The organism is Runella sp. R5_40 (genome assembly GCF_057652295.1).
In genome coordinates this window covers 66,380-89,650 of record NZ_JBYFCH010000003.1, presented here as the reverse complement: position 1 = coordinate 89,650, position 23,271 = coordinate 66,380, and the positions used below count along the sequence as shown (strand labels likewise).

The window sequence follows — 23,271 nt, the reverse complement described above, 5'->3', positions numbered from 1 at the left end:
TCAATAGATTCTGTTCTCCAAAAGTATTTTTCTTCTTGCATTTACCTACAACGTCGCGTCCTCTGGTTGTGGGCAACCAAAAGCACAGACTACTCAGGTTTTGAGAAACCTGAGGCACGTGACAACGTCGCGTCTTCTGGTTGTGAGCAACCAGAAACACATTCGACACTCTCCCTTCTACCCTCGATATTCAAAATCACAGCCACATTTTTACCAATTCTTCCCATTCTTGTTCCAACGAATACGAAGGCATTTCGGCACGGGCACGGCGGTACCAGTAGCCTGCGTTCCATTGGTCGCCTTCTTTGCGGTGCAAATACGCGTGCAAGCGGTCGTAGTCGCGCGTGCCTTCACGCGACTGAGCTATATCGTGTGCTTCATCCCACTGCCCTTTGGCGTCGTACCATAGAGCTTTTACTAAAATAGGACAATCCGACGATGGTCCTGAGAGCGAGAGACTTTGTTTAAAATCGTTAAATGTCATTTTCTATGAGGTTTTAAAAAACAAAGAAACCTGATTTTTCTCATCTTTTCTTCCAAACCCGACCGATACTTTTGTGGTAGTATAGTCACAATTCATTTTCTCCGTTTATGTATATTCTTGTTTTTTTTGTAGCCCACTGGTATTTGTCTCTTTTGATGCAAACCTTCTTCTTGCACCGTTATGCCGCTCATAAAATGTTCACAATGAGCCCGTTTTGGGAAAAATTCTTTTACACACTTACCTTTATTTTTCAAGGTTCTTCGTTTTTGAGTCCGTACGCGTATGGGGTAATGCACCGCCTTCACCACGCCTATGCCGACACCGAAGAAGACCCTCATTCGCCGAGTTTTTCGTCGAGTCTTTTTGATATGATGTGGAAAACCAAGAATTATTACAACAACATTTTACACCGCGAGGACCAAATTCCTGCCAAGTTTAAAAAGGATGTTCCTCACTGGCAGTTTATGGAGCGCCTCGGCGATTATTGGATTATTCGTATTGGTTGGGGAGTCTTGTACACGCTATTTTACATCAAATTTGCGACGGCTTGGTGGATGTTTTTGCTGTTGCCCATTCACTTTTTGATGGGGCCTGTGCACGGAGTTATCATCAACTGGTACGCGCACAAGTACGGTTATACCAATTTCAAAGTAAACGATACGGCCAAAAACCTGCTTCCATTCGACTTTTTGATGATGGGAGAATCGTATCACAACAACCACCACAAATTAGGTGGCAGGGCCAATTTTGGCGTAAAATGGCATGAGTTTGACCCTACCTATCCATTCATTTTATTCCTGAACGCAACGGGTATCATCAAACTCAAGCGTAACAATGATTTGAATTATATGCCTAGCTAGGTAAAGTTATTGGTTATCTGTTAACCGTTATTCGTATTGATGGCAAATAATAGTTAACGGATAACCAAATCCCCTACTTGAAAATAGCCTTCTTCGAGGCTAAAAGCGTGTTAGTCATCAAGCCACAGATGGTCATGAGTCCTACTCCACCTGGGACAGGGGTAATGTAGCTTGATTTGGGCGCTACTTCGTCAAACTTAACGTCACCTTTAATGGCAAACCCACTTTTTTTGGATTCGTCCACCACGCGGGTGATACCCACGTCAATCACAACCGCGCCTTCTTTCACGTAGTCAGCGGTGATAAACTCGGGGCGTCCTAAGGCCGCAATCAAGATGTCGGCGCTCTGGCAAACCTCTTTTAAGTTGTGCGTACGGCTGTGACAAATCGTCACGGTAGCGTTGCCTGGGGCAGTATTACGTTGCATCAAAATACTCATCGGAAGCCCCACAATCTGGCTACGTCCTACTACTACGCAATGCTTTCCAGCGGTGTCGATGTTGTAGCGTTTTAGCATTTCCAAAATCCCAAACGGGGTAGCCGAAATGTACGCAGGCAAGCCTTTGCACATACGACCTACGTTGATGGGGTGAAAGCCGTCAACGTCTTTTTCAGGGGCTACTGCTTCCATCACGGTGTTTTCAGAAATGTGAGAAGGAAGCGGCAACTGTACGATAAAACCGTCGATGTCTGCGTCGTTGTTGAGAGCTTCGATGTGTGATAGAACCTCCGCTTCTGAAGTAGTGTCGGGCAAACGCACGAGCGTTGACTTAAACCCAACTTCTTCGCAGCTTTTGATTTTTGACGCTACGTAGGTTTCGCTTGCGCCGTTGTTTCCTACCAAAATCGCCGCCAAATGAGGCGTTTTTCCGCCTTCCGCTTTGATTTTATCCACTTCTACTTTGATTTCGGCTTTTACCTGCGCCGACAGGGCCTTACCGTCTAAAAGTTGCATTTTGTATGTATAAATATTCTTAACTGTTCAACAACTGTTGTACTTCTACCTTTAAAATAGGGAGATAATTAATGATTATAGCCCAAATATTAACTGGTTCGATGGACTTTATTGTCCATACACTAACTCCCTAGTACTCAATACTTCTTTAATAAAGTAAGGGTTTTTAAGTGAATTTTCCGTCAATAAATCAACTTCTCTCTTAAAAACTGTTTTTAGAGCATCATACAAAGACCACCATAATTCCCCTTTCTCTAGCGGTTCAATTTCTTTGTCAAACGATATTAAAAAATCAATATCGCTCTCATCATTGAGGTTTTCAGTTGCTCCTGAACCAAACACATAGGCTCTTTCAACCTTGTGTGTTTGAAAAATTGTTTTTAACTGGGATAAATTATCTTTTATTAAACGATTCATGATTTTCTATAAATACTTTTCCAACAACGTCTCTTCCAACAGCTCCATACCCACCGTTGCTTTTTCGGGAATAAACGTGACGTACTTGGTACTCCCAGCCAACTCTGGCGTTTTGGGGTCAACCACAAAAATCGGCACACGGGGACGAACGTAGTACACCAAGCCCGCCGCAGGATATACCACCAACGACGTACCAACCACCACAAAAATATCTGCTTGCTCAGTCAGTTCAACGGCGGGTTCCATCATGGGCACTTCTTCGTGAAACCACACAATATTGGGGCGTAGTTGGCTGCCAAGTTCGCATTTGTCGCCCAAATTCAACTCCCACCCTTTCATATCATACACCAAACGGGGGTTTTTCGTACTGCGCGATTGAAACAACTCTCCGTGTAAGTGGAGCACTTTGGTTGAACCTGCTTTTTCGTGCAAATTATCGACGTTTTGGGTAATAATCTGAACGTCAAAATGGTGCTCTAATTCAGCCAAAATCAAATGAGCCGCATTTGGCTCGACGGAAAGCGCCTGTTTGCGGCGTTCGTTGTAAAAATCAAGTACTAACTGCGGGTTTTTGCGCCAGCCCTCGGGCGTGGCTACGTCCTCAATGCTATATCCTTCCCACAATCCATCCGAATCGCGAAAGGTTTTAATACCGCTTTCGGCGCTGATACCCGCGCCTGACAGGACGACTAACTTTTTTTTGGGCGACGATGACATTCGTTTCGGGGATAAATGATTGTAAGAACGTATTTACTTTTGCGTAAAACACCGCAGGATTGTCCAACCAAGGAAAATGATGCGCTCGGTCAATCACCGCAATAGAGGCCGCAGGCAGCGCTTTTTTCCAATAATTCACCAATCCACTGAGATTAAAGCGTTGTCGCGACAATACCACCATGACGGGGATTCCGCGCTGACGAATGCTGGTAACACAATCAAACGGATTAGGAACAAATTTACTACTTACCCTGCTCTTTACGTCGATATTCTGAATTTTTTCGTACAAAAACCCTGCCGCTATGGGCTCGTGAAGGGTATCGTGTACGTAAGTGGCGGCCTGAAAACCCATGATGGCTTTGGCGCGTGCCACCGAATCGGGCGAAATTGTCTGAAGATGCTGTTGTAGTTTTTCAAATCGCCGATTGATGACTTCTTGCGACAGCATTCCCGAAAAACCATAGTCCTCGTGCGTGTCAAAATACACATCAGAGCTATTGGGTAAGGTTGTCATCGACACGGGATTCACAAGAATAAGCTGCCCCAAATGCGAACCCGCTTGCGACGCGTACGCACAGGCAATTTTAGCCCCAAAACCGTGCGCCATCACCGACCATTTCGGGATACGCAATACCATTCGGAGGGCTTCAATGTCGGCCACGGCTTTGTTGAAATTAACCGTAGAATCACTAATGTATGGAAAACGGCTTTTGCCCGTTGCACGCGGGTCGTAGAAGACAACACGGTTGGTTTCCGATAGCTTTTGGACGAGTTCTTTTAAGTAGCTCGAAGAATTTCCCACGTCACTAACGACGAGAACGGGATTGCCACTTCCTACTATTTTGAAGTACAAATTAGCGCCGCTGTTACAGATAGCCCACCCTTCGTTTTGGGCCCTACTCTCCAACACCACCAACAAAAACGCGATTATAAAGGGTAAAGCTTTTCTCATGCGGCCCTTGAGATTTTCGTTATCCGTTAATTGTTATCTGTTATTAGTTGTTCACTACTGATAACAGATAACAATTAACAGACAACGAATTACTGGTTCAACTCACTGATTTTCTGATAAATCATCACTTGGTTTGACGCAACTTTGGCAAAACCACGAACGTCATCGCCAGTCCAAGCGTTGTTCATTTCGCCATAGCTACCAAACACCGACGACATCAAATCGTATGTTGACTCAATGCCTTCAACGTGGAAACGGTACGGTGCCAAATGAATGTGTACCAATCCCGAAACGTGCGCTTGAGTATCGGCCAAGAATGTCTCGATGTTGCGCATCACAGGCTCCATAAACTGGCCTTTGTGCAACAGACTTCCGTACCAGTTGGCCAATTGCTCTTTCCAATACAATTGTTGCTCGCTCAATACGTGTTTTTCCAACGTATGGTGCGCTTTGATAATCACCAACGGCGCGGCTGCTTCAAAACCAACGCGTCCTTTAATACCAATGATGGTGTCACCCACGTGGATGTCGCGTCCGATACCGAAAGGTGCGGCGATTTCGGTCAATTTCTGAATCACTTCTACCGCACTCATCGCTTCGCCATTAAGTGAGCAAAGTTCACCTTTTTCAAAGCCCAACGTAACACGTTCGGCCTCGGTTTTGCTTACTTGCGTTGGGAAGGCGCTTTCTGGCAAGTAGTTATTTGACGTCAAGGTTTCTTTTCCACCTACCGATGTGCCCCACAAACCTTTATTGATAGAATACGCTGCTTTATGCCATTCTTGATCAACTCCTTTTGACTTTAAATATTCGATTTCGGCTTCGCGTGAAAGGCGCATATCGCGAATCGGAGTGATGATTTCGGCTTCAGGCATGATGATGCGGAACGCCATGTCGAAACGTACTTGGTCGTTTCCTGCGCCTGTACTTCCGTGAGCAATGGCTGCTGCGCCAATTTCTTTGGCAAACTCCGCCGCTGCAATCGCCTGAAAAATACGTTCGGCACTCACCGAAAGTGGGTACGTGTTATTTTTCAGAATATTTCCAAAAATCAAGTATTTGATACACTCGTCGTAGTAAGCCGCTGTTTTTGAGATAGTCGCGTGCGACTTTACACCCAACGAATACGCACGAGCTTCGATGGCCTTCAGTTCTTCGTCCGAAAAACCTCCAGTATCGACCAATACCGAATGAACTTCGTAGCCTTTGTCTTCTGACAAATATTTGACACAAAACGAGGTATCAAGACCTCCACTAAATGCTAAAACAACTTTCTTTTTTTCTGACATCGGTGGTAAATACAATTAGTTGCCGCAAAGTTAAGATAATCTAAGGAAGGTTACTAAAAAAATAAACCCGCTGACCTTAACGCCAGCGGGTTAGTATGCAAGGTAGGCTTTTCCTACGCCACTTCTAATTCTTGTTGACGATGACGTGCTTTTGCCTCTCTGATTTCGCGTTGTAGCAACACGCGTTGTTTGAGACGCATCCAACGTTCGTACAACTTCGACTCTTTCAAGAAATCCCAAGGTGCTTTTTTCCCACTTTTATGGGCTACATGCGGGTCGTACATCATTCCCGTACACAAGCAGTTTTTACGGTTGGTACGCGTCAGAACGTCGTAGTTTACGCAGCTAGAACAGCCTTTCCAGAAAGCATCATCCGCTGGTAACTCACTAAAAGTGACTGGCTCGTAGCCCAAATCCGAGTTGATTTTCATCACGGCTAGGCTCGTAGTGATACCAATGATTTTTGCTTCAGGATATTTCACGCGCGACAACTCAAATGCTTTGCGCTTGATGGCCTTTGCAATGCCACTCTTACGGTGATCTGGGTGAACGATAAGCCCCGAGTTAGCCACAAATTTGCCATGTTCCCAGGTTTCGATGTAGCAAAAACCAACCCACTCGCCCAAAAGCGTAGTGGCGATGATTGCCTTACCTTCGGCCATTTTTTCGCGGATGTAAACAGGAGAGCGTTTGGCAATCCCTGTTCCGCGTTGTTTGGCGCTTTCTTCCATCTCTTTGCAGATGGTTTCGGCGAGGTCAAAATGTTTTTCTTCGGCTGTTTCTACAATGTATTGGTCAGATACGATTTCGATGTTTGACATTGTCGTTTAGTCAGGATTAAATCCTCTGCGGAGACAAATAATCCGCTTTGGTGTTGAAAATTGATGATTTTTGGGGAAAGTGCGAAGTATGTTTACCACATAGGCAAACGAGTATCATTGTGTCCTTTCGGACCTACAAATAAATGGCGTAGTATGTGCGCAGCGAGTATGTGAGAGCGTTTTGGCCACTTTTGTGATTTTGTTTTTGAAAAAAAACGTGACAAATATCGGTTAAATTGTATGAACCGTGCAAGAAAAGAACGAATTATTTTTTTCGATAGTTCATTTTACCTCCTACATCGTAGTATATACAATTTCTTAATAATTCATAAAACTTGTAAGTCAGCAAATTAGTTTATTCGATAGCCGTACTTTATAAGGTAACACAATACAAATTTTCATTTTAAACTACATTATGAAGCCATTTTTTGGGTCTAAGTCATCATTGGCACTGGCTGCTTGCTTGCTCCTAACAGCGATGTCGCCCTCAGTGATGGGGCAAACCTCCACTCCTCCTGAGGAAAACCGCTTTACCAAAAACATTCTACTTGAAAAGCTCGACGAACCCACTGAGCTTGTAGTACTGGAAGACCAGCGCGTGCTCTTAACCGAGCGCAAAGGGAAAGTAAAATTGTTCAACCCCAAAAAACCGAATTCGTACAAAGTAGTAGCCAACCTACCTGTGTACATTCTGCAAGAATACGGCTTGATGGGTATCAACCTAGACCCCAATTTTAAAGAGAACAAATGGGTCTATCTGTACTATTCGCCCGTATCGACCGAAGCAGATACTTCGCAGCGATTGGTTCGTATGAAGTACGATACCGAAAAAGATACGCTCCTGCCTAGCACCGAACAGGTCTTGTTGCGCGTGCCCGTCAAACGTACCGACTGCTGCCACACGGGTGGGTCGATTGCGTGGGACAAACAAGGAAATTTGTACCTTTCAACGGGCGACGACATTAATCCGTTTGGCAACGAAGGCTACGGTGCCCTCGATGGTCGCCCTGGTCGCGCCAATTGGGACGGCCGCTCAACATCTTCTAACACCAACGACTTGCGCGGTAAAGTACTTCGTATCAAGCCTCGTCCTGAAGGTGGGTATGACATTCCAGCGGGTAACTTATTCCCCGTAGGTACAGCCAAAACTCGTCCAGAGATTTACACCATGGGAACACGTAACCCGTACCGTATTTCGGTGGACCAACGCACCAATTATTTGTACTGGGGTGACGTAGGCCCTGACGCGGGCAACGACAGCCCAACACGTGGGTCGCGAGGCTATGATGAAGTAAACCAAGCCCGTAAAGCAGGGTATTTTGGCTATCCTCTTTTTATTGGCGACAACCGTCCTTATAATCGCTATGACATGGGCACCAAAGTATCGGGTGAACGTTTTGACCCGCTCAAGCCCATCAACGATTCTCCCCACAACACAGGTATCACCGAATTGCCTCCTGCACAAAAAGCGTTCATTTTTTACCCCTACGCCGACTCACCCGAGTTTGGCCCGATTGTAGGAAAAGGAGGTCGTAATGCCATGGCAGGGCCTGTTTACTACTACGACGATTATCCAGAAACCAACGTAAAATTCCCTCGTCACTACGACGGCAAGTTGTTTGCTTACGAATGGATTCGCGACTGGATTCACCCCGTGACCATGACCAAAGACGGTGACTTTGTGCAAATGGAAGAGTTTATGCCTAACACCAAGTTTAGCCACCCTATCGACATGCAGTTTGCGGTGGACGGCTCGTTATACGTACTCGAATACGGTAACACTTGGTTTGCCCAAAACGACGACTCGCGCTTGTCGCGCATCACCTACAACGCGGGCAATCGTAAGCCGTTGGCCGTGGCAAGTGTGCAGAAAAAAGCGGGTGCAGCGCCCATGAAAGCGGAGTTTTCATCAAAAGGAACGGTGGATTACGACGGCGATGCCCTCAAATACGAGTGGACGTTTGGAAAAGGTTTGCCCAAAAGTACCGTGGCTAACCCAACATTTACCTACACAAAACCAGGAATTTACACCGCTACTCTCAAAGTAACCGATAGCAAAGGCAACGCAAGTAGCAGCAGCGTAGAGGTAAAAGTAGGAAACGAACCTCCTAAAGTAGAAGTGGCATTGGCAGGAAACAAATCGTTTTACTGGGAAAACAAACCCGTTGCTTACGAAGTGAAAGTTTCGGACAAAGAAGACGGCAGTTTGGCCAATCAAAAAATCAATCCAGAGGATGTCACCGTAACGGTGGATTACTTGGAAGGCTTTGACAAAACGATTTTGGCACAAGGCCACCAAGCCAATTTGGGCGTAGCGACGGGCAAACGCTTGATGGATTTGTCGGATTGTAAAGCCTGCCACGACGTAGTGAAGAAGTCGATTGGCCCTGCTTACCGCGACGTAGCCAAAAAATACAAAGGAGCACGCGATATTGAGAGCCGTTTGGCCGATAAAATCATCAACGGTGGTGGTGGCGTATGGGGCGAACAAGCCATGAGCGCCCACCCTCAAATCAAGAAAGAAGAAGCCAAAGAAATCGTGAAGTACATCATGTCGTTGGGCAACGAAAAAGGCCCTGACAAAAAACCTGTGAAAGGCGAGTACGTAACGGCGGCTAAACAAAAAGAAGGTTCGTATATTTTCAGAGCCAGCTACACCGACAAAGGAAATCCTGTCGTTGGCCCTCAGACTTCTACAAGCACAGTGGCCTTGCGTCCTGCCAAATTGAAAGCAACTTGGAACGACGAAGCCAAAGACGCCACGACGGTTGAGCTTCCAACAAAATCGGAAGTATTGGCCCCAGTGAAAAATGGTAGCTACGCACTTTACAAAGACGTGGATTTGACCGATGTCAGCAGTTTATCGTGCATGGTGTATGCCACTCCTGACCGCACCGTAGGCGGCACCATCGAAGTACGTTTGGATAGTCCAACGGGGGCGTTGATTGGTCAGACCGAAGTATCGAACAGTCAAATGGGGGCTGTAACGTTATCGCTCCGCAAGCCTGACAACAAAGTACACAATTTATATTTGGTTTTCACGACCACCAAATCGGTGCCCGAAGGCAATGGTTTGTTTGGCGTAGAATGGCTCCAGTTTAACTCGGGGCAATAGTTTTTTTCATTATTAACCGTTTTTGCCGTGGGGCTGGTTGCTTACAACCAGTCCCATTTTTTTTTATCCTTCTCCTGCACCCGAAGATTTTTACATTCCTAAAAACTGTGTCAAATCTGAGCTATCCCTGAGCTAAAATCGTCGTTGATGGCACGCGGATGAGACGGATTGAACGGATAACTTGTGCTTTAGCACTTAAAGTATTCGTAGTTAAAACCTACGTTTTTCTACATTTGTAAGTATTCTCTCGAAAAAAGTCATTTTATGCCCAAAATCGTACTCCAGTTTTTGACTATTTTTTTACTTGCTTGGGGAACCATGTTACACCCTACCCAAGCCCAAAACAGCCCCTTCATCACCCGTTGGGATTTATCAAAACCAGGCTGGACAGCTACGGAACTAAGTTTTGCCGTAGAAACAGCTGGTACGGTAAGCTATACTTGGCAGCAGGTGGGTGGCGCAGCCTCTGGAAGCGGTACATTTAGCGGAAGGGCGCTCACCATCACAAACTTACCTGCCAATGCCATCATCGACCTAAGCATTGACCCCGTTAATTTTCAAAGAATCAATATCAGTTACGGAACAGACCGCCAACGACTCATGGAAATAAAGCAATGGGGCGCGGTGGCTTGGAGCAGTATGGAAAGAGCTTTTGAGGGTTGTTCAAACATGGTACTCACTGCCACTGCCCCCCCCAACTTTGCTGCCGTTACTAATATGAGTTATATGTTTGCTTACTGTAGTTCATTTAACCAATCAGTGAGCAATTTTAACACTGCTGCCGTCACCGATATGAGTGGGATGTTTGGGGAGTGCAGTGCCTTTAACCAATCAGTGAGCAATTTTAATACTGAGAAAGTTACCAATATGAGCTATATGTTTTCTGGTTGTCGTGCCTTTAACCAATCAGTGAGCAGTTTTAATACTGAGAACGTTACCAATATGAGCTATATGTTTTCTGGTTGTCGTTCTTTTAACCAATCAGTTAGCAATTTTAATACCGCCGCTGTAACTAGTATGAGTTCGATGTTTTCTGGTTGTCGTGCCTTTAACCAATCAGTTAGCAATTTTAATACCGCCGCTGTGACTACTATGGGCGGAATGTTCAGTAATTGTAGCTCATTTAACCAATCGGTCAGCAATTTTAATACTCAAAAGGTTACTGATTTTTGGTCGATGTTTTCTGGTTGTAGTTCATTTAACCAATCGGTCAGCAATTTTAATACTCAAAAGGCTACGCGCATGAGCAGTATGTTTTGGGAGTGTAGAAATTTCAATCAACCAGTAAGTAATTTTAATACCGCCGCTGTGACTACTATGAGCGGGATGTTTCTTGGTTGTAGCACTTTTAACCAATCGGTCAGTAATTTTGATACCGAAAAAGTTACTGATATGTGGGGGATGTTTGATGGTTGTTATGCCTTTAACCAATCGGTCAGCAATTTTAATACCGCTGCTGTGACTAATATGAGTTCGATGTTCTCTGATTGTAGCTCATTTAACCAATCGGTGAGCAATTTTAACACTAAAAAGGCTACTGATATGAGTTATATGTTTTTTGATTGTACTGTTTTTAACCAATCAGTAAGCAATTTTAATACTGAAAAAGTTACTGATATGAATTATATGTTTTTTGGTTGTAGCACTTTTAATCAACCAATTAGCAATTTTAATACCGCTTCCATCAAGAGTATGAATTATATATTTGCTTATTGCCGTTCTTTCAACCAAAGTTTAGCTTCTTGGGGTAGTCAACTTAATGCTAATGTGAACCTCATTGGCTTTTTGGATAACTGCGGCATGAGTGTGGCCAACTACGATGCTACGCTCACCGCTTTTGCGGCTGGCTCGGTAACGGGTAGAAGTATGGGCGCTTCAAATCTTAACTACTGCGATGCTGAAACGGCCCGCACGCTCCTTACTACGCCTATCGCCTCGGGGGGCAAGGGTTGGAGTATTTCGGGAGATTCTAAAAACTGCACTATCCCAGCAGTGATTACTATTTCACCCGAGCGGCCCGCTATTTGTCCAGGAACGTCCATTACCCTAGCAGCGAGTGGATGCGCGGGCACGGTAACTTGGTTGGGTGGGACAAGTCCACAAACGGGGGCGTCAATCACCGTAAGCCCTGCACTTACTACTTCTTATTCAGCCAATTGCAGCACGGGCGGCACGGAAACTGTCACGGTGAAAGTAGCCACCAATACCGTAGCGGTAGGTTACAACGTGGTCACCGAAAAGGAGCGATTCAAGGCATCTACTACCCTTACTTCCAATAAAAAAGTGGGCAATGTCAGCTTTACGCCCAATGCCAACGTGGTCTATGAAGCAGGCAACTCCATCACCTTACTCCCTGGCTTTTCTGCCGAAAAAACAAGTTCGTTTCTAGCCCAAATAAAAGGATGTCAATAAAGCAGCTATTTCTCCTCCTATTTTTCATTTAACTTCTCTGGCGCCCTATTACTGCATCCGAGTCATCCGTGGGCTAAAATCGTCGTTGATGGCACGCGGATGAGACGGATTGAACGGATAACTTGTACTTTAGCACTTAAAGTATTCGTATTTAAAACCTACGTTTTTCTACATTTGTAAGTATTCCCTTAAAAAAAGTCATTTTATGCCTAAAACTTTCCTCCAACTTCTCGTTATTTCTTTCCTTGCTTGGGGAACCATGTTACACCCTGCCCAAGCCCAAAGCACCCCCTTCATTACCCGTTGGGATTTATCAAAAACAGGTGGCGCTGCCACTACCTTGACGTTTGGCGTAGCCACCGCTGGTACCGTAAGTTATATTTGGCAGCAGGTAGGTGGAGCAGCCTCTGGCAGCGGTACATTTAGCGGAAGTACGCTCACTATCACAAACTTACCTGCCAATGCCACCATCGACCTAAGCATTGACCCCGTTAATTTTCAAAGGATTATCATCAACAATGGAACAGACCGCCAACGCCTTATGGAAGTAAAGCAATGGGGCACAGTGACTTGGGCGGGTATGGAGAGGGCTTTTTACGGCTGCTCAAACATGACACTCACGGCCACTGACACCCCCAACTTTGCCACTGTGACTAATATGAGTTATATGTTTGCTTTTTGTAATTCATTCAACCAATCAGTGAGCAGTTTTAATACGGCTGCTGTGACTAATATGAGTGGGATGTTTTATACTTGTAGTTCCTTTAACCAATCAGTGAGCAGTTTTAATACTGAGAAAGTTACCAATATGAGCTATATGTTTTATGGTTGTAATACCTTTAACCAATCAGTCAGCAATTTTAATACTGCCACAGTTACTGATATGAGTTGGATGTTTACTGGTTGTAGAGCCTTTGACCAATCCGTCAGTAACTTTAATACTGACAAGGTTACCAATATGGGGTCTATGTATAGTGGTTGTAGAAACTTTAACCAATCAGTCAGTAATTTTAATACTGCCGCTGTGACTAATATGGGTGGTATGTTTGAAGGTTGTAACGCTTTTAACCAGCCAGTAAGCAATTTCAATACTGCTGCTGTGACTCATATGAGTTCTATGTTTATTGATTGTAATACCTTTAACCAATCAGTCAGCAATTTTAATACTGAAAAGGTTACTAATATGAGCTTTATGTTTGGGAATTGTTACGCCTTTAACCAATCAGTCAGCAGTTTTAATACTGAAAAGGTTACTAATATGAGCCATATGTTTGCTGGTTGTAGAACCTTTGACCAATCTGTAAGCAATTTTAATACTGCTGCCGTCACCGATATGAGTGGGATGTTTAGGGGTTGTAGTACGTTTAATCAATCACTCAGCAATTTTAATACCTCTGCTGTGACTAATATGAATGGTATGTTTTATGATTGTAGTGCCTTTAACCAATCCGTCAGCAGTTTTAATACTGACAAGGTTACTAATATGAGCCACATGTTTTTGGGTTGTAGTACATTTAACCAATCAGTGAGTAATTTTAATACTGCTGCCGTTACCGATCTGGGTAGTATGTTTTATGGTTGTAGTGCATTTAACCAAAGTTTAGCCTCTTGGAGCAGTCAACTTAATGCTAATGTCAACCTCACTTACTTTTTGGATAACTGCGGCATGAGTGTGGCCAACTACGATGCTACGCTCACCGCTTTTGCGGCTGGCTCGGTTACGGGGAGAAGTATGCGCGCTTCAAATCTTACGTACTGCAATGCAGAAACGGCCCGCACGCTCCTTACTACGCCCGTCGCCTCGGGAGGCAAGGGCTGGAGCATCTCGGGAGATTCTAAAAACTGCACTATCCCAGTGGTCATTGCCATTTCACCCGAGCGGCCCGCTATTTGTCCAGGAACGTCCATCACCCTGGCAGCGAGTGGATGCGCGGGCACGGTAACTTGGTTGGGTGAATCAAGCCCACAAACGGGGGCTTCAATCACCGTAAGCCCTGCGCTTACTACTTCTTATTCCGCCAATTGCAGCACTGGCGGCACGGAAACTGTCACGGTGAAAGTAGCCACCAATACCGTAGCAGTAGGTTACAACGTGGTCACCGAAAAGGAGCGATTCAAGGCATCCACGACCCTTACTTCCAATAAAAAAGTGGGCAATGTCAACTTTACGCCCAATGCCAACGTAGCCTATGAAGCAGGCAACTCCATCACCTTACTCCCTGGCTTTTCTGCCGAAAAAACAAGTACGTTTCTGGCCGAAATAAAAGGCTGTCAATAGAGTAGTTATAGATTGGGGAGGCGCTATTCCTCCTCCCCCAGTATTTTAAACGTCGTTCCTTGCAGGGTCTCGTCCACGCGTAGCTGGCAGGCGAGTCGGCTGCACGAGGTAGCCGAGGGCAAAGTGTCCAAAATATCCAATTCGGCGTCGCTTACCGATGGCAAGTTTTCTCCTCCGTCCAAGACACCCACGTGGCAAGTGGCACAGAGTGCCATTCCTCCGCAAGTGGCCAAAATCGAATACTCGGAAGCTTTCAAAACCTCCATTAAGTTGAGTCCTATTCCTTCGGGAATTTCTAGCGCTTGGCGCTCACCCGTGCGGTCTTCTATTGTGAATTGTATCATGTCGTTTGCAGTGTTATTAAAAAGCATTGACTCCGTTTACCGTCGTGTATTTAAAACTGAGGTGCTGATTGGGATACACGTATTTGAAAGCGCTTTGGCACATCATGGCTGCCTCGTGGAAACCCGTTAAAATCAGTTTGAGTTTGCCAGGATACGTGTTGATGTCGCCAATGGCATAGATGCGCTCGACGTTGGTTGAATAATCAAGCGTGTTTACTTCAATGGCTGATTTACTGATGTTTAGCCCCCAATCGGCGATGGGACCGAGTTTGGGACTCAAACCAAACAACGGAATAAAAAAGTCGGACGACAGTTGGGTGGTGCTTTTGTCTTTGGCCGCCACAATGACTTCCTTCAAATGACCATTGCCGTTTAGACCGACTACATTTGACTGCAACAACAGGTTAATACGACCGTGTTGCGCCAACTCAAACACTTTTTCGGCCGAATCGGGTGCGCCACGAAACGAATCACTGCGGTGAATCAAGGTGACGTTTTTGGCCACGTCGGCCAAGTAGGCCGTCCAGTCGAGGGCAGAGTCACCACCGCCTGCAATCACCACGTTTTTGTCCCTAAATTTCTCTGGGTTTTTGACCATGTAAGCAACTCCTTTGCCTTCAAACCGTTCCAAATCAGGAATTTCTGGTTTACGTGGCTCGAAGCACCCCAAACCACCCGCAATGACCATCACTTGGCAATGCACCTCGGTGTCGTCAGACGTACGTACGATCAACGAACCGTCGGGTTGGCGTTCTACTTTTTCCACGCGCTCGCCCAGCGTAAACGTTGGTTTGAAGGGGGCAATTTGCGCCATGAGGTTGTCCACCAACTCCTGCGCCTTGATGGTGGGGTAGCCTGGAATATCGTAAATGGGTTTTTGGGGATAAATTTCTGACAACTGCCCCCCTACCTGCGGCAAGGCATCAATCAAATGGCAACGCATTTTGAGAAGTCCCGCTTCAAAAACGCTAAACAGCCCCACGGGTCCTGCTCCTACAATACAAATATCTGTTGTTATCATAACTATTAGTAATTTTATCGGTGCACGGTATTGGGACACGGATTGAACGGATGTTCCAACACGGGTTATCACGGATTTTAACAGAAAAGATTTATTTTTTGAAAAATTTATTACTTTTTTCAGTTTTATCCGCTGCTTAATCAGTCAGATTTACGACAGCAAAAGTAGAACGTTTTGCAATAGTACGCCAATCATAAAAACGCATCAATTATTACTAAAAGTTATAGATAGCTATTTCCACGTTTTTTCCTGTAGTTTTGTTCCAACAACCAAAACCACTCTCTTTTCTACATTTCTATGCGTCAATTTCGCCGTTTTAATTTGCTCGTTTGGGCTATCTTTAGCTGCTTGTCGGCTTGTACTGCCACCTCTCAAGTTCCTGCTCCGTTTCACGAAACCCCATCTCAAGTCGTACCCGTGGGAGGCAACGCGTGGTTGCTGAATTCGACCGATAAAAATGAAAAAATCACCAACGATGGACTGGTTCAATGGAATCAACTTTCGACAATTTGCCGCACCTATGTTCGGGTAAGTCAGGCAGGAAAGCTCAAACTTTCGGCTACCCTCAAAGGCGGGGCGGGTGAAAGTGAGGTTCAATTTACGGTTTTGGGGAAACCTTTTCAGGTGAAAATCGTCCCTACTACGACGCAAGAATACGCCATCGGCGAATGGGAAATCTCGCAAGCGGGCTATGTTGCCATCGACGCGCAAGGTATGCGCCGAGGCGGCAACAACTTTGGTGATTTACAGCAATTTACCCTCAGCGGAAGCGCGCTTGGGGGTGGTACTATTTTTGTCAAAAACAATACTGACAATTACTTTTACTGGGGACGTCGAGGCCCTTCGGTACACCTTCGCTATACGCTTCCTGCCAACCAAAACATCGAGTGGTTTTACAGCGAACTGACTGTTCCTGAGAAAGAAGACGTGATAGGCTCGTATTACATGGCCAACGGCTTTGGCGAAGGATATTTTGGAATGCAGGTCAACTCCCCGACGGAGCGTAGGGTACTGTTTTCGGTTTGGAGTCCGTTTTCTACCGATAACCCCAACGCTATTCCCGACGACCAGAAGATTGTGATGCTCAAAAAAGGCGCCGATGTTTACACAGGGGAGTTTGGTAACGAAGGCTCAGGTGGCCAAAGCTACCTCAAGTACCCGTGGAAGGCAGGCAACACGTACCGTTTTTTGTTGCAGGGCAAACCAACCACGGACAATTACACCAGTTACACGGCCTATTTCTTTGCCCCCGAAGAAAATCAATGGCGGTTGATTGCCAGTTTTAAGCGTCCCAAAACCAATACTTACCTCAAATCACTTTATTCGTTTTTGGAAAATTTCACCCCTGACACGGGCAACCAATCCCGCATGGCTTTGTACGGAAACCAATGGGTGTGGACGTCTCAGAATCAATGGGTAGAGCTGACCGAAGCCAAGTTTACGGGTGACGCCACGGCCCGCAAAAACTACCGAAAAGACTACGCAGGAGGACTTTCAAAGGGCGCATTTTTCTTGAAAAATTGTGGTTTTTTCAACGATTTTGTCCCACTCGACGGCACATTTCAAAGAAATGCCGCAAAGTCGCCGCCTGCCATCAACTTTTCGTCGTTGCCATAAGTTATTCGTCAAAACCTACACGCATGAGAAAAACCACTACTTTACTTGTTGGATCCCTCTTAGTTTCGTCTTTTGTCCGTGCACAACAGGTCGTTTTGCGCGACCCGCAAATTTCGTCGCTCGTTGCCGAAGTTTCGCCCGACAGCCTCCGCTGTCACGTTGACAAATTGGTCAGTTTTGGCACGCGACACACCCTCAGCACCGTTACCGACCCCAAAAGGGGCATTGGCGCGGCGCGCCGATGGGTTTTGAGTAAATTTAACGAATACGCCAAGCAGTCGGGCGGGCGCATGACGGCTGTCATTGACACCTGGATGCTGGAACCCGACGGGCGGCGCGTGGACAAGGCCCACGAAATCGGGAATGTGATGGCGACCCTCAAAGGCACCGACCCCAACGACGACCGCATCTTTATGGTCAGTGGGCACATCGACAGCCGCGTGACCGACGTCAACAACCGCGAAGCCGACGCTCCAGGTGCCAATGACGACGGCAGCGGCACGGCAGCGGTAATTGAGTTGGCTCGGGTAATGAGCAAAGCCTCGTTTCCTGCCACCATTATTTTTGTGGTAGTCAGCGGCGAAGAGCAGGGCTTGTACGGTGCGAACCATTTGGCCGAAAAAGCCGCCAACGAAAAATGGAACTTGGAAGCGCTCCTCAACAACGACATTATGGGCTCAAACCACAGCCCCGACACCCGCCTGATTGACAACACCAAACTGCGGGTATTCAGCGAAGGATTACCTGCGTTTGACACCGACAAACGCGCCAACGGCATTCGCCAATACGGCACCGAAAACGACGGGAAAGCACGTACGTTGGCCCGTTACGTCAAGGAAATAGGCGAGCGTTACGTGGACAACCTCGAAATCAAGCTCATTTACCGCAACGACCGCTACCTCCGTGGCGGCGACCACACTCCGTTTGTCAACCGCGATTTTGCCGCTGTACGCTTGACGGAAATGAACGAAAATTTCAACAACCAGCACCAAGACCTGCGCACCGAAAAAGGCGTGGAATACGGCGATTATGCCAAAAACATGGATTTTGAGTATTTGCGCAAAAACACGGCGGTTAACCTTGCTACGCTGTCGAACTTGGCCAAAGCGCCGTCGATGCCCCAAAACGTCACGCTCGAAGCCCGTAACCTCACCAACAGCACTTCGCTGTTTTGGCAAGCGCCCAAGGCTGGCAAAATCAAAGGCTATTACGTGTTGATGCGCGAAACGAACTGGCCTTTTTGGCAAAAGAAATTTTTTACGGATAAAAACGGCCTCACGTTGCCTTATTCCAAAGACAATTATTTCTTTGCCGTTCAAGCCGTTGGCGAAGATGGCCACGAAAGCCTCCCCGTTTTACCGCGTCCTAGTATGAGGTAGGGGGACGTCGTCCGTTAACTGTTATCCGTTAATTGTTATTCGCTGACATCAACCTCGTTAACAGATAACCAGTACACGGATAAAGGATAACCAATACACAGATAACCAATTCACAATTATGAAAAATAGCTTAGTAATCATCGCTTTCGTGCTTTTTGCTTGGGTGGGAGCGTCGGCCCAAGGGTTTCGCAACGTGGACAAAAGTCCGATGGATGCGGCTTACTTCCCTGACAACTTTGCCCACGACCGCAAAGGAGATGAAAAAGCCTTGGTGCGCGTTCTGTACAGTCGCCCTGCGAAAAATGGCCGTGAAATTTTTGGGAAACTCATTCCTTACGGTCAAGTTTGGCGAACGGGTGCCAACGAAAACACCGAAATTACGTTTTACCAAGATGCGACCCTCCAAGGCAAAAAAATCAAGGCGGGTACGTATTCCCTTTTTACCATTCCCAATGAAAACGAATGGGTAGTAATTTTGAACAAAGACCTCAACTATTGGGGGGCGTATCAGTACAAAGAAGCCAACGACGTGGCTCGCTTTACCGTAACGCCCAAAAAATCAGAAACGGTAATTGAAAACTTTTCCATTCAGTTTCCCAAAGGGCCCAATGCCCTACTACGCATGGGCTGGGACACCACCGTGATTGAGTTACCCATTCAGTTTTAGTTTTTCCTGCCAAGGCGTCGGAGACGCTAAACCTTTTTTGCCCCGACGGGATGTTGTCGGGGCGAAAAAGGTAAAACGAATTCTTATTGGTTAGCAATGGTTTTTAATGCCTTTTTTTAGTTTTGTAAGACATATTTCCAATTGCTATCAAACATATATGAGAATTGTCTTTCCTCTTGGTATAACAGTATTAATGTTTTCGCAAGCGCTGGCACAGTCTGATTCTTTGCTATCGGCTCCATTTGTGGAGCAAATCACCCGTAATTTTGTAGGTAGTTATGGACAGATACACGCTCCAAAAAAGACTCCATTTCCAATAGGGACATTGGAACAATTAGTAACGGGTCGTATTGCTGGTTTGCAGGTAATGCAAACTTCAGGTGCTCCAAATAGTGTCTTCTCATTACGGCTAAGGGGAACAGGAGCACTGTATGGATCTGCTGAGCCACTGATAGTTATTGATGGAGTACCCATGAACACACAGTACGGTGTACTTACCAATAACAATTTTTTCATACAAGGGAAAGCACGATATGACATCAACCCTTTATCTGTTATTAACCCTTATGACATTGAATCCATTACAGTTCACAAAGATGCTATCGGAACTGCTATGTATGGGGGACGTGCCATCAACGGACTAGTACTTATCACTACCAAAAAAGGGAGTGAAAGCCCTCTTCGAATTACGTATGAGGCATCTCATTCGGTACAAACAATGGCTAGGCGACCTCAATTGCTCAATGCAACAAGCTATGCCCAACGAGTAAATGAAATTTGGGTACAGAACAATATGCCGCCTCGATATCCCAACCCCGAAGAGCTGGGCAAAGGAACCGACTGGTTACGAGCTATCAGTCAGCTTGGTGGGATTTCTCAGCATCACCTTCAAGCAGCTGGGGGTATTTCACACTTAAGCTATATGGCCTCTATTGGTTATTTTCGACACAATGGGGTTATCCAATCTACCAATACGGGGCGTTTATCGGGAAGAGTCTCGCTTGTATCCAATTGGTGGCGCAATAGAATTAGTGTAGGTTTCAATGGTTGGGTAGGTAACATGTCAACAAACATGATGGGGCAATATGAACTTTATAACGATTCTTTCCTGAATCCTGTTTCTCAAGCTATTCGCTATTCTCCAGTCTTGCCTATTTACAACGCTGACGGCTCCTTTCTCAGAAGTTCTCCTAATATGTATAATCCTGTTGAGTTAATACAGTCTAGTGCCCATCAAATCCACCAATTTGACCTTCAATACAACGCTTTTCTACATATTAACATTACCAAAAATCTTTCTTGGAAAACACAATATGGCAGTTGGAGTTCTCAAAATGACCGCTTTGGTAATGACAATGGCCCGAGTACCCTTCCTTGGTTTTCTCAAATGATTGCTGATATTACCAACAAACACCTAGAAACGTGCCTGGACTACCGATTGGCACTAAAAAAACACACGTTTGAGCTAACAACTGGGCTGTCGAGACAGATGGAAGGCCTCAACTATGTGCATCAAAACAGTTCTGATGCAACCTTGATTTCCGACAATGCCATCAAACTACGAAAAGACATTAATTACTATCAAAAAATAACGGGAGTTGGCATCCAAATAAATACCCTTGAAACAGGTTGGAATGCCTTTTTCGGGCAGATAAAATATTCCTACGCCAATAGGCTCAATTTTAGCCTATCCCAAAGGCGAGAATTAAATTCCAACCTTATTTCCCCAAACCATACAACGACATCAAATGCCATTGGAGCGGCTTGGGTAATGCTAGAAAGGCTTAGGAACCAAGAAACGTTGCTTCTTACCGCTAAAGTTACGCATGGATGGTCAACTATACAATCTCCCAACGAACCACCTAGTGCTTATTTTTCTAACCCTTTTTATCTACCCAAACAGGCACACACAAACCTTGGTTTTGAGATAAAGAAAGGAATTATTAGAAGTACAATAGATATTTACCATCGAAGCTCAAAAAACATTTTATATCAATATGTAGTACCCTCTACTACTGGCAGTACGCCTTATGTTAATTCAGGGGGAACACTCAAAAACCAGGGAATTGAGGTGAGCTTCCAGTTTGATGACGCCAACAATAAGCTATTTAAACATAGTAGTTACTTTACGGGCACTTTTCAAAAAAATAGGCTATCCAACTTAGAGTATCCTGCGCTTTACGGCAAATATAACGCACTTATTGAAAATCGCCCTGCCAACAGTTGGCAGGTCTTTACCATCGAAAAATTGGATGCAAATGGGCAAGCTGTTTACAAAGATACCGATAAAGATGGAGTCCCTGATTTGAATTGGGCAGGTACTGCTAACCCAAGTTTTCTTTGGGGTATTCAACAGCAGCTAGTCTATAAAAATATGGACTTTTCTTTGCTAATAAGGGGAGAACATGGGCAAAAAATTTTAAATAATGCCTTACTGGCCAACCTAACTTCTGCCACATCAAATATTACAGCGCAGTTTTATCACAATCAATGGAGACCAACAAATCAAAATGCTATATATCCCTCCCCTTTTGCAAATACATTGAGTAGGTCTAACATTTTTCTTGAAAATGGTTCGTTTGTCCGACTACAGTGGATGTCCATTGGATATACGCTTCCCCCCAGCAAATACCTACGTAATTGTCGCTTTTACATCAGTGGGCAAAATCTATTTTTGCTCACCAAATACAGCAGTTTGGACCCCGAAGTAAATGCGTACGGACAAGATACAGCAAACCGCGGTATAGACTATGACTCCTATCCTCGGGCTCGCACTTACACGATTGGGATACAGGTTCAATTATAGGGCGCTTTTCGATGGTGCGAGCGTCCCCGCTCATACCCTTTATTTACAGGCTTCTAGCCTTATTATTACCAAAATAGGCTAGAAACTTTGGAATAATAGTCAGCACAAGCGAAACGCTCGTGCTATCGGTGACTGACAGATGGGCTTTTTTTAGCAATTGACTTTTAAAAACCAAAAAATGAATAAATGGAAAATTGCATTTTGGTGTTGCTTGACAATTTTGGTTGCAGTAACATTTTTTTCAGTATATTCGATTACTAACCAAGGCGTAACAATGACATACGAAAAAGAAGGTTACACAGACACAGAAAATGATCTTAACCAACTAATTAAAATCATTAACAAAACGGACTTGACCAAAAAACAAATTGAAACAGAACTTAAAGACCATAGACTATTTGAATACATGGACTTCAAATCAGACACCGTTTCGCTTGACAGAGTTTTACTTATATTTGAGAACGAAAAACTCAAAAACGTAAAGAAACAATGGTAATACAAGAAAGATAGCCGTATAATTTCGACAGTGCAAACGTCCCCGCTCGTACCCTATTTCAAGGCTTGAAATCTTGGAATAGATTGCACTATCGGTAGGAAATATTAACTTCTTAAACAAATCAATATGAATGCAAAAGACATCTACCAAATGACCGACGAAGAACTATTAGCCGAGAAACAAAAACTGAAAAATTCCAAAATTTTCCATGCTTTATTCATTGGTTTTCTTGCAGGAATATTAATAGTCGGCCTTGTTTCGTGGAGCTTGTCTTCAAAGAAGAATTTTGGATTCTTAATTCCAATGTTGATTCCAGTTATTCTCATTTATAAGCAGCTAAAGAAACCAAACAATAACAAGGAGTTAGAAGAATTATTAAAAAAACGTGGCTTAGACTGATAGCTATATGGTGCGAGCGTCCCCGCTCGTACCCCTTATTTACAGACTTCCAGCTTTGCCATTACCGAAATAGGCTAGAAGCCTTGAAATAGTCAGCACAAACGAAACGCTCGCGCTATCAGCTTTACTACTTCCCCAAAAATTGCTACCTTCGCCTCATTCAATTTTTTGTTTATGTATCCTTCTACATTTTCAAGCTTACTTCCTCCGCCAGTAGCCTGCTAAACTAAGCAGCCTATCTT

General features: G+C 45.0%; 19 protein-coding genes. 10 read left to right on the top strand and 9 right to left on the bottom strand.

Going from position 1 to position 23,271, the window contains the following annotated elements; genetic code table 11:
* Nucleotides 1-196 precede the first annotated feature (196 nt).
* Nucleotides 197-484, bottom strand: coding sequence for a hypothetical protein (locus tag AC23N5_RS07510; RefSeq protein ID WP_183971836.1), 288 nt, complete (start codon nt 482-484; stop codon nt 197-199).
* A gap of 107 nt (nt 485-591) precedes the next feature.
* Between AC23N5_RS07510 and AC23N5_RS07505 the strand changes: the two genes are divergently transcribed.
* Nucleotides 592-1,344: an acyl-CoA desaturase gene (locus AC23N5_RS07505; RefSeq protein ID WP_183971837.1), complete on the top strand. Its 753-nt coding sequence runs from the start codon at nt 592-594 to the stop codon at nt 1,342-1,344.
* Nucleotides 1,345-1,417: 73 nt separating this feature from the next.
* On the opposite strand, the gene folD is transcribed toward AC23N5_RS07505, so the two are convergent.
* The 6 genes from folD to AC23N5_RS07475 all read right to left on the bottom strand — a co-directional run bounded on the left by folD (nt 1,418) and on the right by AC23N5_RS07475 (nt 6,495).
* Nucleotides 1,418-2,299 (bottom strand): bifunctional methylenetetrahydrofolate dehydrogenase/methenyltetrahydrofolate cyclohydrolase FolD, encoded by an 882-nt coding sequence (folD, locus tag AC23N5_RS07500; RefSeq protein ID WP_183971838.1) that lies wholly within the window; start codon nt 2,297-2,299, stop codon nt 1,418-1,420.
* A 108-nt stretch (nt 2,300-2,407) separates the two neighbouring features.
* On the bottom strand, nt 2,408-2,716 hold the full coding sequence (locus AC23N5_RS07495; RefSeq protein ID WP_487755067.1) for a nucleotidyltransferase family protein: 309 nt from the start codon (nt 2,714-2,716) through the stop codon (nt 2,408-2,410).
* Nucleotides 2,717-2,722: 6 nt separating this feature from the next.
* Nucleotides 2,723-3,433, bottom strand: coding sequence for an SIR2 family NAD-dependent protein deacylase (locus tag AC23N5_RS07490; protein ID WP_487755066.1), 711 nt, complete (start codon nt 3,431-3,433; stop codon nt 2,723-2,725).
* Entirely contained in the window at nt 3,363-4,385 is a 1,023-nt protein-coding gene (locus AC23N5_RS07485; RefSeq protein ID WP_183971841.1) for an alpha/beta fold hydrolase, read from the bottom strand. The genes AC23N5_RS07490 and AC23N5_RS07485 overlap by 71 nt, the downstream gene beginning before the upstream one ends.
* 89 nt (nt 4,386-4,474) lie before the next feature.
* The gene (gene argG, locus AC23N5_RS07480) at nt 4,475-5,674 is read right to left on the bottom strand and encodes an argininosuccinate synthase (RefSeq protein WP_183971842.1); all 1,200 of its coding nucleotides are present in this window, start codon (nt 5,672-5,674) and stop codon (nt 4,475-4,477) included.
* A 113-nt stretch (nt 5,675-5,787) separates the two neighbouring features.
* Nucleotides 5,788-6,495 carry a GNAT family N-acetyltransferase gene (locus AC23N5_RS07475; protein WP_183971843.1) on the bottom strand — a complete coding sequence of 236 codons (708 nt, stop codon included), beginning with the start codon at nt 6,493-6,495 and terminating at the stop codon, nt 5,788-5,790.
* Between the two features lie 415 nt (nt 6,496-6,910).
* Here AC23N5_RS07475 and AC23N5_RS07470 point away from each other — a divergent pair, with 415 nt between their 5' ends.
* The 3 genes from AC23N5_RS07470 to AC23N5_RS07460 all read left to right on the top strand — a co-directional run bounded on the left by AC23N5_RS07470 (nt 6,911) and on the right by AC23N5_RS07460 (nt 14,300).
* On the top strand, nt 6,911-9,610 hold the full coding sequence (locus AC23N5_RS07470; RefSeq protein WP_487755065.1) for a PQQ-dependent sugar dehydrogenase: 2,700 nt from the start codon (nt 6,911-6,913) through the stop codon (nt 9,608-9,610).
* Nucleotides 9,611-9,874: 264 nt separating this feature from the next.
* Entirely contained in the window at nt 9,875-12,022 is a 2,148-nt protein-coding gene (locus AC23N5_RS07465) for a BspA family leucine-rich repeat surface protein (protein WP_487755064.1), read from the top strand.
* A gap of 205 nt (nt 12,023-12,227) precedes the next feature.
* A complete protein-coding gene (locus AC23N5_RS07460; protein WP_487755063.1) occupies nt 12,228-14,300 on the top strand; it encodes a BspA family leucine-rich repeat surface protein in 2,073 nt (690 codons plus the stop codon).
* 23 nt (nt 14,301-14,323) lie between these two features.
* Here the strand turns inward: AC23N5_RS07460 and AC23N5_RS07455 are convergent, their stop codons facing one another.
* Together AC23N5_RS07455 and AC23N5_RS07450 are read right to left on the bottom strand one after the other, a co-directional pair.
* Nucleotides 14,324-14,644 (bottom strand): 2Fe-2S iron-sulfur cluster-binding protein, encoded by a 321-nt coding sequence (locus AC23N5_RS07455; protein ID WP_122934462.1) that lies wholly within the window; start codon nt 14,642-14,644, stop codon nt 14,324-14,326.
* Nucleotides 14,645-14,660: 16 nt separating this feature from the next.
* Entirely contained in the window at nt 14,661-15,665 is a 1,005-nt protein-coding gene (locus AC23N5_RS07450) for an NAD(P)/FAD-dependent oxidoreductase (RefSeq protein ID WP_487755062.1), read from the bottom strand.
* 297 nt (nt 15,666-15,962) lie between these two features.
* Between AC23N5_RS07450 and AC23N5_RS07445 the strand changes: the two genes are divergently transcribed.
* The 6 genes from AC23N5_RS07445 to AC23N5_RS07420 all read left to right on the top strand — a co-directional run bounded on the left by AC23N5_RS07445 (nt 15,963) and on the right by AC23N5_RS07420 (nt 23,029).
* Nucleotides 15,963-17,282: a DUF3472 domain-containing protein gene (locus AC23N5_RS07445; RefSeq protein WP_487755061.1), complete on the top strand. Its 1,320-nt coding sequence runs from the start codon at nt 15,963-15,965 to the stop codon at nt 17,280-17,282.
* A 23-nt stretch (nt 17,283-17,305) separates the two neighbouring features.
* Complete coding sequence (locus AC23N5_RS07440; protein WP_487755060.1) at nt 17,306-18,661, top strand: M20/M25/M40 family metallo-hydrolase; 1,356 nt, start codon at nt 17,306-17,308, stop codon at nt 18,659-18,661.
* A 118-nt stretch (nt 18,662-18,779) separates the two neighbouring features.
* Complete coding sequence (locus tag AC23N5_RS07435; protein WP_487755059.1) at nt 18,780-19,328, top strand: DUF2911 domain-containing protein; 549 nt, start codon at nt 18,780-18,782, stop codon at nt 19,326-19,328.
* A gap of 106 nt (nt 19,329-19,434) precedes the next feature.
* Nucleotides 19,435-22,134, top strand: a complete 2,700-nt coding sequence (locus AC23N5_RS07430; protein ID WP_487755058.1) for a TonB-dependent receptor plug domain-containing protein — start codon at nt 19,435-19,437, stop codon at nt 22,132-22,134.
* Nucleotides 22,135-22,312: 178 nt separating this feature from the next.
* On the top strand, nt 22,313-22,630 hold the full coding sequence (locus AC23N5_RS07425; protein ID WP_487755057.1) for a hypothetical protein: 318 nt from the start codon (nt 22,313-22,315) through the stop codon (nt 22,628-22,630).
* 126 nt (nt 22,631-22,756) lie between these two features.
* Nucleotides 22,757-23,029 (top strand): hypothetical protein, encoded by a 273-nt coding sequence (locus AC23N5_RS07420; RefSeq protein ID WP_487755056.1) that lies wholly within the window; start codon nt 22,757-22,759, stop codon nt 23,027-23,029.
* Nucleotides 23,030-23,271: the final 242 nt, after the last annotated feature.